We start from the raw sequence: 14,882 nt of genomic DNA, 5'->3' as shown, positions 1-14,882 counted from the left end.
ATGAACATAGCTCATAACGAATCCTCCGTTGAATGTGGTGTGGTAACTTTATTCTACACGAGGCCGTTATGGGTTTTTTTGTGTTTTCAGCTAGGTGTTGCACTTAATATTACAATTCGTCATTTCAAATTGTTAAAAATATGATTTAACAAAAAAAATTGAGAACAGAATTTCTGAAATCTTAACTGAGCATGTCCCTTGTCGTTAAACAATTCTCTTGTTACTCTATTAAAGGATTTGGGAGAAACAAGTAATAAAGCCATTTTTCCTCTTTGTGAAGCGAAGAGAGTCTTTGAGTACACAGATTTAATGGTGTTTTACTTATTTTGTTACACTCTCACTTTCTAAACGAAATCATTCGTAATTTCAAATGTAGAATGTGAGGTTTTTTTGATGAAGCGTTATGCTTTTTCTTTGTTGTTACTACTTAGTTTATTGGCTACTGTGTTAATCATTTATCAGCTAGAATTTGACTTGAATTCTTCACCCCTTCCTTTTATCTTACTTCCTATTTTGCTACTTATGACGTGGATGAGTGGACGTATAAACTTCTTGATTCTCGTTACTTATACATTAGGTCTTGGGTTTGTATATTTAGTTTTATCTTGGTATAACGCAGCTACGAACGAACAACAACTTTTTTACATCGCTCAACATCTACTTTCTTCATTCGGTGTCTTCCTTTACTGGCTTTTTCTACGACAACTCCGAAGTATTTTTGAGAACAATAAGGAGCTACAAGAACGAGTAAAATTGCTAGAAGGGTTTTCTGAATCTCCGCAACTTTTGAGTTATAGTGAGTTTTTAGATCGAACAGATTTTTTAATTGCAGGAGCGAAGCGTCGTGAAGAAAAGAACATATTATTCCATATTCAAATTCCAGCTACTAAATTTAATAAAAAAAGTATTATGCAACAATTGACCAACGCTGGTTTAAAGGTTTTCCGAGCGCATTTTGATGTCATGTCTCAAAGAAACCGTCAAGAATTTATTATTTTTCTTCAGAATACAGATTCGACAGGTGCTAACATTGCTTGGTCACGATATGAAAAAGAATTAAGGAATCGATTTACGACCGTCGACTTCCCATTTGAATTTTCACAGTTACATGTAAATAGTTCTGTTGAAGAAACATTAGATCAACAAGAGAGGGTGCACAAATGAATATTATCCTCAATGTGATCATGAGTATTTTTTGGTTACTTCTGTTGTATTACTCGTATTTAACGGTTGCTGGTATTTTGGATCGTTATAGTAAAAAAAAGCCCGTTAAACTGGTACATTATCCAACAGTTGCCGTTCTCATTCCAGCATACAATGAAGGAATTGTCATACGCCAAACACTAGAAGCGATGATGGCCATCGAATATCCAGGTGACCTAGATGTTTTTTTACTGGATGATCAATCACAAGATGATACACGCTCTATTGCCCTAGAGTTCACTACAATGTTCAGCCGCATGCATTATGTAAAGGTTCCGAAGGGTGATCCTATTGGTAAATCACGTGTCTTGAACTATGGTCTTTCCATAACAGATTCGGAGTATTTTTTGATTTTTGATGCAGACAATCAACCAAAGCCGGATACTGTCACAAGACTTGTCGAACAAGCGCATTCAACGAAAAATGCCTGCGGTGCTGTTGGAGTGGTCAAAACGATTAATGCGACGACAAATATGCTAACTCGCATGATTGCAATCGAGTTTCAAGTATTTCAACTTATTATGCAGAGTGGGCGATGGAAAGCATTTAAGACGGGTTCTTTGGCTGGAACGAATATGCTTTTACGACGTGATGTAATTGAAAATATTGGAGGGTATGATCCTTATGCATTGGCGGAAGATGCGGAGCTAACGATGCGGATCACCGCTCTAGGTTATACATTACCAGTCGTTTATGAAGCCGAAACATGGGAGCAAGAACCGGAGACGATGAAAGTATATATGAAACAGCGAACACGATGGATGTTAGGAAATATCTATCTTTTAGAAAAATCTATACGTACATGGGAATTTTGGAAAGGACGGACACTTGTTCACTCTTTACAACACATCATGACTTATCTCTTGTTTATTTTTTTGTTATTGATTTCTGACATCGTTTTGGTTTTAGGGTTGTTCGGCTATGCATTTGATCAAGCAACGACACCCCTTATTCTTTTTTGGTTCATGACGTATCTTGTTTATACAATTCAAATTTTAGCAGCGCAAGAACTTGAAAAGACCGCTACCCCCAGTAATGTATTCGTCGGACTAATTATGTATTTCACTTACGCCCAACTATTCGTCATCCTTTTATTCCGCGGCATCTTCGCCTATATCAAAAGCAAAATGCGGAAGGAAGTCATCGTATGGGATAAGACCAAACGGGTAAAAGTCGAGACATGAAGAAACGATTTGTTAGCACATTGGTACTATTACTAGTTGCCTTGATCAGCATATGGTATTATTTCAGCCCATTACAGAAAGATTCGGCAATAGAATTAATTGAAAATGACTACATGAAGAATAGTTTAATTCATGCTTATGACCGTCCAAACACTCAAATCCTCTCAGAGAGTCTCGGACAATATATGCAGTATTTATTGTTGAAAGGCGATGCTGATAGATTTGAAGGACAAGTAAAAGTACTTAAGTCACATTTTTTAAAAGTACAAGGTCCGGATACTTTCGTAAAATGGGAATTAGGTAATCAAACGACTACAAACGCACTGATTGATGATTTGCGCATTTCTGAAACTTTAATACAGGCAGGGCATCGGTTCAACGAACCTGCATATACGCAACTTGCTAATCAGATTGAAACAACGCTATTGAAACATCAATTTCTAAATGGACAATGGGTAGATTTTTATGATTGGAGATACAAAGAAGCTACATCAGTCCTCCACTTGAATTATCTAGATTATGAGCCATTGAAACGACTTCAGTTGCTTCAACCAACTAAGGACTTACTAAAAAATGCTCCACAAGTAGGACCATTCACTCCAGAACTTTATTTTTCTAAGAAAAATGAATTCAAATGGGCGAATGAAAAGACCGTCAACATGATTGATCAAGTCCTGATTGCACGATTGAAGTTTAGTCTAACAGGCCGTATCGATTCAGACTTTAATCGTTTCATAACAGAAGAACTTCAAGAAGGAAAAATTTATGCACACTATAACCGGTCTTCGAAAATCCCTTCGACTAAACATGAATCTAGTTCTGTCTATGCGCTATTACTTCCGATTGTATCTAGTTCAGAACAGTCTATTATTCTGAAACGTCTTAACTCTATCCATACAGTGAATCCAAGTTCTGTTCATGTATTTGATGTATTGAATAAAGCAATAGAGACACACTAAATAGATAATTTGAAAAGTAAAACTTGCCAATCTATTGGTTGTTTGTATTGCTTTAATTGTAGTAATAATTTTCATTTCAAACACTAAAAAATCAACATCTTGAAAGATATAGATTAGTAGCATCGAAAAATTAAATGTAACTTAATTGCACTTAAACTATTTTTAATCCGAATAAAAATCTAATAGAATGAGGGATACGTTATGAAGAAAATACTACTGTTCACTTTAATATCGATTTTATTGTCGGCTTGTAGTCTAAACGACTCTAAACTCAGTTTTAGTGAGATAAAAAGAGTGCCAGACAACGTACAGGCAAAGATTGAACCGAATTCTACTTTGCAATTACTTAATGAAAAAGAAGAAGTATCCTATCTTGTTTATCAAACCAAAGGTACCGTTGCTACTGATCTTGAAGTTCAAAAAGAAACAGTACAGATAAAATTAGATGTATCAAACAATGATAGTGATGAGGTTAAACAGCATGTCTACAAATTAACACTGGACCCCAATCATGAAGTAATTGATGTTTTTATAAATGGTAAGTCTACTTCATTTGATAAAATTTCAAACTTGTAAAATGTATTAAATAGCATAGACACGCTGACATGAAGCCCGAATCTATACACTGGAGTGAGGTCATCTATCCAAATAATGTAATAAAAAATGAGGTAGGTTAGTCTGAATATTCTTACGCGGTCAATCTTGAAAGTAAGTTGAAACAAACATGACTGACGTCAGCGGATTATAATAATGCTGGAGGTAAAGCAATATATGAGACCAACTCTTACTAAAGACATGAACGTGCAAAGCTTTAAAGATTATTACTGGTTAAAAGAAGATCTAAAAACACTTTGTAGCGAGCATGGAATGAATGATTCTGGTTCTAAAGTTGAGTTAGCTGATCGAATCGAACTTTTCCTTCGTACGGGAGTAAGACCTACCTAAACATTAACTGGCGAATGAATAAATAGTTTTAGCAATCAAAGGCTTCATTGTTTGGTCAACACCAGTTCCATTACGAGATAAGTCTCCCTATATGGCGTAGTGCCTCCTCGAAGCTGTGCTCTCTTGGAGGTTTGAACGGAGTGGCAGAAATGTTCGTTGTTCTCTTGTTTGATAATGGTAACCGCCTTAACCGCGCCACCTATTCTTAAAATCAACAAATACCAAAAAAGGCCGGAGAATTTTAATGTCGATTCTTTTAGAGATCGTGAATGAATAAAGCAACAGCATTCTTTTGCAGATAAAAGAATGCTGTTGCTTTATTCCCGTTTTCAAACCTCATTTGTATTCGTAATCCAGCCAATCAGACTCAGATGTTCGTCGCTTCTATAAGCTGAAAAAAGTATGTAGAGTCATTCATTTTGTTGAGTCCATACCAGGCTGATAAAGTATCCGGTGCAAAAACGTCTAATGCTTCAATCACTTCTTTTGCAAACTCAAGAGGAGCCAGACCGGTCGCCGTGATCAGATTCTTGTCTCTTACTGCGGGAAGTACTTGATACAGTGATCTTCCTCTATAGGTTGGGCTGACCGACTGAAGATACAATAGATCGTTGCTAGTATGCTTATGAGAGTCTAGATGACCTGTGTTCGCCAAACCTTCCGTAGCGCCACAAATTGCAGCTACCAAGGTACCCGATGTCAAGGCATCACCAACTTTTTTCAGCATAGGGGAATGTATGGATTCACCCCAAGTATTTCCGCCTGGTAATACCAACAAATCCTCATTAGTTAATCTCATCTGCTCAACTGTAATGTCCGGTACCACTTTCAAACCGCCCAAGGTCGTAATTGTGCCCGGATCTATTCCTACCGTTCTTACCGTAAAAGAAGGGACGTTCTTTTTAAAATACCTTCCTGAGTTTAATTCGGTCATCAAATATCCGTACTCCCAATCAGCAATCGAGTCAAACACATAAATATAAGCATGTCGTTTCATGAAATCGCTCCTATCAAGTTTGATATGAAGCAAGTATAAGTTGCCTTACCTGACAACTATAGTCAGTGAAGTCAGAATTCATCTATGGAATTCAACTAGCTCTAATATGCGTTCCACGACCTTATTTCTAAAATCGATAGGGGAAATGACTCGGATCGATTTACCGAACGCTATAATCAGTCCTGGAATTTGATCTTCTAAGACGGACTGTTCTAAAGTGAATACGACTTTTCTCTTACTTTGGTGTTTGAGGCATTTCTTTAAGTACCAATGGCCGCATATCTCTTTAATTGCCGACTCATTCCCCTCTATGACCAATTCAGTCAACGATTCATCGTTCACGGTGTTCGGAAGAAGATTCTGCAGAAAAGATTCCGTCCCTGAAAAGTCAGCAGGACGATCGAACTGTACTTCAGTCAGGGATAAATGTTCGATACGGTCTATCTTAAAACTACGGATGGAGTCTCTGAGATGACATCGACCGATGACATACCAGTTGTTCCTCCAATAAATGATTTTATACGGATCTATCAACCGGATTTGAGCGTCTCGTGCATTTTTACTACGGTATTTTATCGTGATACTGAATTGTCTTGCTATGGTACGTTCTATGTCCCTTAAGTGAGGTACGGACTTCGGTAGATCCAGCTTGCGATGATTTATGACCTCAAGACTATGGATACACTCCTGTACCTTCTCGTTCTGTCTATGATTTGAATTTTTATTTATTTTTGCAATTGCTCGACTCAGCGCTTCATTTCCGTAGTATCCAGCTTCACTTGCGAAAGTAGCCGCATGGTACATCGCAGCCTGTTCCTCAAGGTCAAAATATAAAGGGGCTTCCTTAAAATGATTCAGTAGAGTATATCCACCATTATGACCAGTCTCTGCTACTATCGGGACCCCACTTGAGCAAAGAGTTTCAATATATCGATAGACTGTTCTGACGTTCATCTCAAGATGCTCTGAAATCTGATTTGCAGTGACTTTTTTCTCGGATTGTAACATCCATAGGATGGCCAGTAAGTTATCGCTTTTAGCCACAAAAATCTCCCCCACTTTTTCTGTCGATTTTAACATGCATGTTACTTTTTTTTGGTTCGAAGGTTTATCAAATTGAGTTAAATGTTATGGACAGTTCAAACGGAGCACACTTTATCGAACGTCTGTCATTCAAGATTCAGTCCGATTTAATACATTTTTTTCTTTTATGGTATTAGTTTATCCTCCAAAGACTTCTTCACGTAATCTTGAGACTTGGGCATTCAAGTTTACAATGGAACTTTTTTTATTAAACAATGAGATGACTTCCTCAAATGAGATAGATTCACTTCCTGATGAATTGACCATCATTTCAGTTAAATACATGGCATAGGCATCAAGCATATCTTCATCGTCACTTTGCTCAATCTTTTTAATCAATTCACGAACCAAGCCTTTTATATCCTGACGTAAAGTCATCCAATAGGAGTAGGCTTCTAAAATAGCGTCCTCATCATTACCTTCGACTATTTCATAAATTTCTTCCATCGTAGGAAAGCCTACAAAAACATCATCCAAATCAAGTGGCTCACTCTTCTGAACATAAAGCTTGGTCAGTAATTCATCAAAAGAATATGCTACCAAGTGATTAGAGACATCAGAAATATCGAGGCACCAAATGGATGGGTTATTCGAATCATCGCTAAATTTAAAATAATACCAGTAGATACCCTCAGATTCAGCGAAGATCATATTTTTACCGTGTATACCCCATTCAGGTAAAATACCTTTATATAAATTATAGGTATCGTATGTTAAGGATTCCATAGCATAGAACGGTAGATGTAACGTAAAATCAGGCTCTGACCAGGTATTTTCAAAATCTACAGATATAGCATTAAAAACAACCTGTCCGCCGTTCTGTTTCTTTAATTTTTCAATGTAGCTTTTAGGAAATTGTACGTTTAGTTCGTTTTGAAGTTGCGTAATTTCAACATCGTTTAAAAAGGGTTTGGTGCCACCCTCTACTTTTTCACACCAAAAAATCAAATAAAGACCTTCTTCCTCAGAAAAATTTATGTACGTCTCTTATGTATTCATAGTAGTAATTGGATTGATTGAAATCTTGCTCTATTTGGCTTGTACGAATCGACAGTTTCTCACGCAGCGTCTACTTTCAAAGCTACTAAAGAGAATCAGTTCTCTTAAGATGGTTAGGGGTTAATGAGAAGTACATAAGCGAAGAAGAACGGATCCAAGGAAAGGGATGAATCATAAGTCGCTCCAAGAGTAATTCGCCGAGTTCGATGGGCTTACGTCGATTTGAAGTAGGGAACTTGCTCGACTTCTTTTCCATCCGCTTCCATTGCTGATAGATAGCATGATATATGAACAGCCCATGGTTCCTGTTCTCATCCTCCGATAAATCCCTACCTTCTACGGAAGAAGACATGTAATTCACAAGTATCTGCCAATGGCCGGGGGACTCATAAATCAGCATGTCGCTCAGGTACCTTGCCCTCGACGTCAACAGCATTGTAATCGAGACGTCTATCCGAGATGGCGTCTTCGACTCCATTAGGCTTTTCGCATAATGTGACTTATATAGGATCAAGTAGAATCACCAGCTCCAACAGGCGACAGGTCTACCTTCCGTTTTCCACGTACCGGCCTAGAACACCTTCAGCTGCCCCTCCCAGAGTATATTACCGATAATAAATGTATTGTGGATCGAAATATTACCTTAACTGGTTCGCTTCATTGGAATTCTCCTACTTGAACATAACATGGGTATTTTACCCATAAACGTGCAGCTACAGATTATAGATCTTCATCATCGCGTCAATAATTTTATTCAATGTCTTCGCTTTAATCAGAAATGCTCTCTGACTCATCGTCCAGCTCGCATATACTATACTACGGAAGGACGTTCAGTAACGATAAGGGAACAAGGTGAGGGGCACACAGGAAACCCTAAGCAAGAGATGTTCAAAAGCGACCGTTCCCTTTCCACCCCCACCGGAGTAGGCGAGAAGCCCCCTCTTTCGAGGAGTATGAATCGCACGTCCTTCCCTCTCCCTCCTCACCACCTACCTAAATGATTAGTCATATCCGTCAAAACTATATGTCTCATTAACAGAAAAATACTATAAATTATGAGACTAGAAAGACCATGGGACGGGATTAGGCGCCGAGAGGGAGCGAGGTCGCTAGCGACCGGCGTCCTGAAGAACTCTCCCGCCCTATCTGACTCATAAATGTGTTATGTCAACCAAATGTCTCTATCTTAATTTACTTGTGATAATTACCTATTATCACAAGTAGTTGTTTGTTATACTAAATTTATAATTATAGTGTATTACAATAATCAATCGTGCTAATTAACTATAAATACATATGTATATCAGTCGTAATTTTATGTAACACATAAATATTTTGTTAATTGATCAATAAACCCAAAAATAAACCATCAAAAGAAGAAGCGTTAAGCAGCATACAGGGGAGGATGGAACATGAAGGAAGAAGTGATGAACGAAATTGTGATTAAAGAAGAAGCAACGCTCGCATTTGCTGATAGTCGGGAAAAGCTGCTCGCGGTACTGGAGGATGACCACTTAAACATGGAGGCACTGAGCGATCTCGAGATCTTCGAGCTGTTCTGGGCGACGGAGTTGTTTCCGATTTATAGTCAAAAAAGCCCGCATACGAAGCGGGCCTACAAACAAGATCTCGATTATATTTTACGATTTTTTGTGACGAAGACACAGGGTGTGAAGCAACTGACGATCCTGAATCTGCACGAGTACTTAAAAGATATACATGACCAGTATGCGCCACGGACCGTTAAGCGGCGCAATGCCATGCTACGACGCTTCCTGCGATTCCTGCACGTCAACAACTATCACGTGCGCGATTTGTCGATACAAGTGAAGGATCAGATGAAACCGGAGCCACTCCGCCGCGAAATTGACTTCGATGAAATGGAAGCGATCGCCCTTGCCTTTCGATACACAGTGAAGCAAAAAAAGAACAGAGAGCTGTTGCAGTTGCGGAACGAGACGATCGGGTATCTGTTATTAACTACAGGGATGCGCGCTTCTGAATTACTATCGCTTCAGTTCAGTCATGTTCATGAAACATCTTCTATGAGTTATATCGAATTTAAAGGAAAGCGTGAAAAATGGCGACGTATTCCATTATCAAAAAAATCATTTCAACTGGTACAACGTCTTAGAAAATTAATGCAAATCGAAAGTATTATGAATCCGTATATTTGTTTCAACATACAACTTACTGATGCACCTATTTCATATGAAACATTAAGACTCATTTCTCAATCAGCATCTTCACAACTAACGTCACAAAAAAATTCACCTCACTGGTTTAGACGTTCTTTTATTACAAAGTTATTATCAAACGGTGTTTCTTTATATGAGGTTATGAAAATTTCTGGTCATGAATCTATTGCAACAACTAATAAGTATCTTCAAAATTTAAAAAAAGAGCACTTAAATACGCTACCTTTTGAGTGAACTTCCATAAATATTATATTGTTTACTTGTTTAATACTTTACTTCATTCATTATCACCAAAATAAAGTTAGATTCTTATAACTAACTTCAAACGCTATAATTCGAATGGGAGTGGCTCAAAGGTTCCATTAGAGCTTATTGTTTAATTCATACAATTCAAGAAGCTATAAAAATTGGTATAACCTCCATAGCTTCTTGATCAAAAAATTAATTTTTTATTGACTTCAATTATCTTATAAGCAAGTTTCCTATTACTAATAAATTTATATAGAATCAATTTTTCTGGTACGCCAAGTTCTACAAAAAAGTATTGTTACGAATGCTTTTAATATTTGAATAGCATAATACCGATCTTCTGTCTCGATAATAATTTTATTATCAGGATCATAATGTGTTAAATAATTTCTCGTATCAATTATTTGTCTAAGGAATTTTTTAGGAACAGGTTTTTCAGAACTAATGTTGAATAACAATTTCTTAGTTTCTGGGCTTAAACCTTCAACGAGGTTTTCGAGTCGATATTTCAAATATTTTTAGTTTCCATGAGCTAATCCACCTAAAAGTTTTGGTTTTAATTCTTCTGGTGCTTGTTCTTTCAAAATTTTTTTCATTTCAGTTTTAAAGACATCATAGTCATCTTGATTTATTATTTTACCGTCATAACTTCTTCTATGAAATACTTCGATAGCTTGTATGAAGTTCAAAAAGTAGTTGTCAGGTTTGTAGTTCCGTAAAATTCGCTAGTATATAAATCAAATACTACATCTAAATTCCCCGCTTTTTCAAACTACTGTGGCTCAAAAACAATACTTTAAGCACTGTGAACTTTCATTACCTTACATCTCAAAAAGCTCACAAACTGATTCCAGTTTTTTTTTAAAAGTACACTTTCTCCAGATGCTTTAATTATTAATACATGTAACAAATATGCAATCATAAGCCTATCAATTTTTTGAGGAAATCTTAAGATATAATTAATCTATAAAGTTATTCTATGAATTTAGAATCTTTTTCTATAATCATTTCAGCTATATTTTTTATTAATGAAATTTCTTTATTCAAATCGTCTCGATGTAAGTACGGATGGTATGTTGTATCTTTTTTAGTACTCTTACTATGAACTAAAGAATTTCTTGTATAGTATAAACGTTTTGAAATAGCTTTAATTATTTCTTTTTCAGACGAAGACCAATTTATTAGATTACCTTTTGAAAAACTAACAATATGATTTTCATAAAAATCTAAATCTACTTGATCGAATCTTTCTTTAAAGTGATTGATTTCCACTAAATATTTATTTAAGACGTAATTTAATGATTGAAACTCATTACCACTTCCATTTTCTCTAACAGTCTTATTATCTTTAACAATTTTTTCAATAATACTAAATAATTGGTTATCATCTTTATAACTAAATCTAGGAGCTGTGATTGATCTTCTTAAATTATTAATCTGCTGATCCCTAAATACTTCATCATAAAAATACTCAATAATATGGTAATAAGAAATATAAGAAACAAAAGGATCATTAGATGAAATTGCCAAATTATAATAATCAATTAAATTATTATTATAAATTCTTTTAGGTACATCAAATTCATAATTTCTTTCTTTAGTATTAACTTTTAATATAGGTAATATATCTTCAAGACTATATACTCTCAGTGGTTCATGTAAATTGCACATGATAGTATAACTGTAAGAATCTACAGCACTAAGTAAATCAAAAGTTGAATTAAGCGGTTTTTTTACCTTTAAAGTGACGAAAGCTGCTGCTTTTCTCATCACTTGAATTAATTCCACATCACCGTCACTCTCTATAATAAAACTTCTTGCTCTACGGCGAATTATAGATAAAGATCTTCTATTTTCTACAGAATCAAGCTTGTATTTATCAAAAAGTTTTTTAAACACCCAAACAATATAATGATCTGACGCATCTCCCACTTCGTATTTAACATTATGCTCTGTATCTAATAGATCAAAAATTTGAGTTTCAGTTTCAGCTTTTATTCGATCTATTGGCCAAGTAAAGGATACAGCTACTTCTACATTTTGTTTATCCTCAAGTTTATAAAAAATTGAAAAATCATCATTATCATCAAACATACTTATTTCATTAAAAATCTGTTTTACTTTTTCTGAACCAGAAAATTTGCTTGTCAATTCTTCTGCACTGAGAAATTCAAATCGATTTTTTATACCGAAAACTTCAAGTATATTATTAATAAAATTATCCTCTGATGAATATTGCACTAAATTACCTCCATTTTTTATTACTATATGAAACAAAAATCTTACCTTCACCTAATAATATACTTTTTATCTTTTAATTTTACACTTTTCATTCAAAATTTTATTACAATTTGTAAATTTCTTAATACCTTTGCTTTAATTCATTATTAACTCACCATCTACCGTTACATTTTGACCAGTAATGCCAGATACTGCTTTTGATGCTAAAAAGGCAACCATTTGTGCTACTTCCTCTAGGATTTTCACTTTTTTTAACGGAGTCGGATGGGCAATTGAATCGAATACTTCAGCGGTTGTCACAGCACTCGCATCTGATACTTTCAATAACCCACTGGATACAATATTTAAGTTTATGCCATATTGACCTAATTCCGCAGCCAAATTGCGAGTAAAGCCAATCAGCCCTGCTTTTGCTGTCGTATATTCGTGATAGGAAACGACCAGATTTTAACAGAGGTTTGTTCCGATACTGATGATGCTATCACAATTTCGTGCAATGAGTTGCGGCAAGACAATTTGGGTGACATGAAATGCCGCTTTCAGTGTTCCATCCAGTTGTTTTTAGTAATCTTCCCAGTTTAAATCGATAAACGATTTTTGAGCAACTGGATCAAATTTGAAATCTACTAACGCATTATTGACAACAACATCGATTTGACCATAATGTGCTGTTGCGGATTGGATCATGCTCTCAACATCTTCCCGCTTTGTGACATCTGCATACAAGGCAAGTGCATTCTCTACTCCCAGTTCGCTCACAAGCTTTTCTGCCGTATCCTTGCTCTTATAGTAATTAATCACAACTTTAAATCCATTGTTCACTAACACCCTTGCAATCGTCGCCCCAAGTCCTCGGCTACTTCCTGTCACTAATACTGTTCTACTCATTCCTGTCCACTCCCCCATCCATTTTTGCAACTTAAATAGCAAAGTAGTAAATAAAAAAACGCAACTCTCCAAAAGGAAAGTTGCGCACATTTAAAAAATCACATAGCAAAGAACGACACGATCGTCTCCACTTGTTCATCAGAGTTTACACTTCCCTACGCTAGTACGACCTAGTTCAAGTTCAAAGGGTTTGAGTAGCTACTCATCTCAGTTTAACAACACCCCTAGTGATTCTATTTAAGTTACTTTTACTGTAGTGGTCTTATAAGCACCTGTCAATGATGATGAAAGTGATTTGTTAATAGTTTTCTTTAAAGATCGAGCGTAAAAATAGGTTCATTATCTTATCCGGATTGCTTTGTTACGGTCATATCTTATACTAGACAATCCTAATTATCGTTTTTTCTTTGATGATGTCTTAATATACGAGCGATTCGATTTTGCAGATCGATTACGTGACCTAGAAGTCCGAATCATTGATGTTTGCAATGTAGTAAAGCTTATCTTGCGTAATCATCGTATGGGAGCCATTAAGCGGTAAGTATGTCGTCTTCTCTCTTCACGTTGATTACTTAACTTGTTTCGTCTTAAAGTTATACGCGCTCTATTTGATGTTTTTACTACTTTTTGAATAAAAACGTACCAATCAATCAACGATTCATTTTCTTTTCCATACTAGCATTGGTGTTCTTCTCAACTGCGTAAGAGTTAAGTGACTTGAAACATTAAATGCTTTTCTCATTATCTAAGTAATGAATCATTTTTTCCTCTACCGAGTCATTCCCAATTTTCTGATAGACAGTCCTTTTTGTATCGACTACGACATACAGCCTATTCTGATTATTTTTAAGTCACTTAGATTGGTGTAAGTCTATTCTCTTAAAAGCTATCAACTTTGTTTGACAGTAATTGCTTATATTTTATTCAAATTAGTACTCGAGCGTTACAAGTGATTTTTTAGAGAAGAACTATAAATTCCTAATCTATTTTCCCTTGTAAATATGTACAATAAAAATACAAATATTTTTAATGGAGCTGAACTTATGAACATCCGAAAAGTATTATTTCTCGTCGTGATTGCTATTGTCTATCTTTTACTCTTCACTATCACCTTTTGGAGTCTTATTGGCTTATTGATCTCTGCAATTGGTCTATACTTTTACTTTAAACCAAGGCTTCGAAATCCAGTGAAGTATCCAATCTTTGTCGTTTGGCTAGGCGTATTCATTGCTTTTGCAATTTCTATCTATATGGTAGACAGAATAAATGAGCCTCAAAAAATAGAAGCCGGGTCTTCTACCAAAGAAACAAAGATGTTGGAATCATTAAAGATAGAGTCAAAGGAGTTAGAAACGTCTTTAAAGGACACGCAACTTAAACTCAAAGAGCAACAACAAGAAACGAAAAAATTGAAAGAGGAGTTAATAAGAGAAAAAGAATTACGTCTGCAAACAGTTGAAAGCTATCAAGATGAAGCAGATAAACGATCTGCTCTTGAGAGTGAACTCAAAGAAGAAGAGACAAAACGAATTGCTGCAGAAGAGAAAGTGGATGAACTCGAATCCTCCCTAGCAAGTATTGAGACGACAGAAGCGTCGGAAAATCTTGCTGCTGAAGAAGAATACGAAGATGCTCCTACTGAAGAATATGTAGAGGAAGAAGTGACAACAGATCTAGAATACGATCCATATGGCGCAGACCGAGATTGTGGAGATTTTTCAAGCGCACAAGCCGCTCAAGATTTCTATCTTGCTGCCGGAGGTCCTATGGATGATCCCCATGACTTAGATCGCGATAACGACGGGAATGCTTGTGATTGGAACTGACGTCTTTGTCAGACCTCTCTCGCGTGTCGTGAACTTCATACATGCATCCTTTTTTCTTATTCAACTTTATTTTATGTAAACATTTCAAAAATGATTAGATGGAATATATG

11 protein-coding genes, 2 pseudogenes and 1 riboswitch are annotated in these 14,882 nt (G+C 35.9%); of the genes and pseudogenes, 7 read left to right on the top strand and 6 right to left on the bottom strand.

Annotated features, from left to right (window positions below; all coding sequences use genetic code 11):
* Window positions 1-393 precede the first annotated feature (393 nt).
* From R7V76_RS12820 to R7V76_RS12800, 5 genes are all read left to right on the top strand, one after another.
* The gene (locus R7V76_RS12820; protein ID WP_318092923.1) at window positions 394-1,164 is read left to right on the top strand and encodes a hypothetical protein; all 771 of its coding nucleotides are present in this window, start codon (window positions 394-396) and stop codon (window positions 1,162-1,164) included.
* Complete coding sequence (locus R7V76_RS12815) at window positions 1,161-2,387, top strand: glycosyltransferase family 2 protein (protein ID WP_318092921.1); 1,227 nt, start codon at window positions 1,161-1,163, stop codon at window positions 2,385-2,387. The genes R7V76_RS12820 and R7V76_RS12815 overlap by 4 nt, the downstream gene beginning before the upstream one ends.
* Complete coding sequence (locus R7V76_RS12810) at window positions 2,384-3,346, top strand: hypothetical protein (RefSeq protein ID WP_318092919.1); 963 nt, start codon at window positions 2,384-2,386, stop codon at window positions 3,344-3,346. Before R7V76_RS12815 ends, R7V76_RS12810 begins: the two co-directional genes overlap by 4 nt.
* Window positions 3,347-3,547: 201 nt before the next feature.
* Window positions 3,548-3,922, top strand: a complete 375-nt coding sequence (locus tag R7V76_RS12805; protein ID WP_318092918.1) for a hypothetical protein — start codon at window positions 3,548-3,550, stop codon at window positions 3,920-3,922.
* A 195-nt stretch (window positions 3,923-4,117) separates the two neighbouring features.
* A complete protein-coding gene (locus R7V76_RS12800; RefSeq protein ID WP_318092917.1) occupies window positions 4,118-4,291 on the top strand; it encodes an SAP domain-containing protein in 174 nt (57 codons plus the stop codon).
* 367 nt (window positions 4,292-4,658) lie between these two features.
* Here R7V76_RS12800 and R7V76_RS12795 read toward each other — a convergent pair whose 3' ends face one another.
* The 3 genes from R7V76_RS12795 to R7V76_RS12785 form a co-directional block, all read right to left on the bottom strand.
* Entirely contained in the window at window positions 4,659-5,288 is a 630-nt protein-coding gene (locus tag R7V76_RS12795) for a type 1 glutamine amidotransferase family protein (RefSeq protein WP_318092915.1), read from the bottom strand.
* A 78-nt stretch (window positions 5,289-5,366) separates the two neighbouring features.
* Window positions 5,367-6,332, bottom strand: a complete 966-nt coding sequence (locus R7V76_RS12790; RefSeq protein WP_318092929.1) for a helix-turn-helix transcriptional regulator — start codon at window positions 6,330-6,332, stop codon at window positions 5,367-5,369.
* A gap of 177 nt (window positions 6,333-6,509) precedes the next feature.
* On the bottom strand, window positions 6,510-7,319 hold the full coding sequence (locus R7V76_RS12785) for an SMI1/KNR4 family protein (RefSeq protein WP_318092914.1): 810 nt from the start codon (window positions 7,317-7,319) through the stop codon (window positions 6,510-6,512).
* Window positions 7,320-8,782: 1,463 nt separating this feature from the next.
* On the opposite strand from R7V76_RS12785, the gene R7V76_RS12780 reads away from it, so the two are divergent.
* Window positions 8,783-9,802: a tyrosine-type recombinase/integrase gene (locus R7V76_RS12780; RefSeq protein WP_318092912.1), complete on the top strand. Its 1,020-nt coding sequence runs from the start codon at window positions 8,783-8,785 to the stop codon at window positions 9,800-9,802.
* A 263-nt stretch (window positions 9,803-10,065) separates the two neighbouring features.
* Here the strand turns inward: R7V76_RS12780 and R7V76_RS12775 are convergent.
* The 3 genes and pseudogenes from R7V76_RS12775 to R7V76_RS12765 all read right to left on the bottom strand — a co-directional run bounded on the left by R7V76_RS12775 (window position 10,066) and on the right by R7V76_RS12765 (window position 12,946).
* A pseudogene (locus R7V76_RS12775) lies at window positions 10,066-10,506 on the bottom strand (HEPN domain-containing protein).
* A 283-nt stretch (window positions 10,507-10,789) separates the two neighbouring features.
* The gene (locus R7V76_RS12770; protein ID WP_318092910.1) at window positions 10,790-12,058 is read right to left on the bottom strand and encodes a hypothetical protein; all 1,269 of its coding nucleotides are present in this window, start codon (window positions 12,056-12,058) and stop codon (window positions 10,790-10,792) included.
* Between the two features lie 135 nt (window positions 12,059-12,193).
* A pseudogene (locus R7V76_RS12765) lies at window positions 12,194-12,946 on the bottom strand (3-oxoacyl-ACP reductase).
* Between the two features lie 135 nt (window positions 12,947-13,081).
* A riboswitch (TPP riboswitch) is annotated at window positions 13,082-13,182 on the bottom strand.
* Between the two features lie 765 nt (window positions 13,183-13,947).
* On the opposite strand from R7V76_RS12765, the gene R7V76_RS12760 reads away from it, so the two are divergent.
* Window positions 13,948-14,772: an O-antigen polymerase gene (locus tag R7V76_RS12760; RefSeq protein ID WP_318092909.1), complete on the top strand. Its 825-nt coding sequence runs from the start codon at window positions 13,948-13,950 to the stop codon at window positions 14,770-14,772.
* Window positions 14,773-14,882 lie beyond the last annotated feature (110 nt).

This window comes from Exiguobacterium artemiae (assembly GCF_033342815.1).
Lineage (GTDB): Bacteria > Bacillota > Bacilli > Exiguobacteriales > Exiguobacteriaceae > Exiguobacterium_A > Exiguobacterium_A artemiae_A.
The sequence above is the reverse complement of the archived record's forward strand: the minus strand, read 5'-3'. Positions and strand labels throughout refer to the sequence as shown.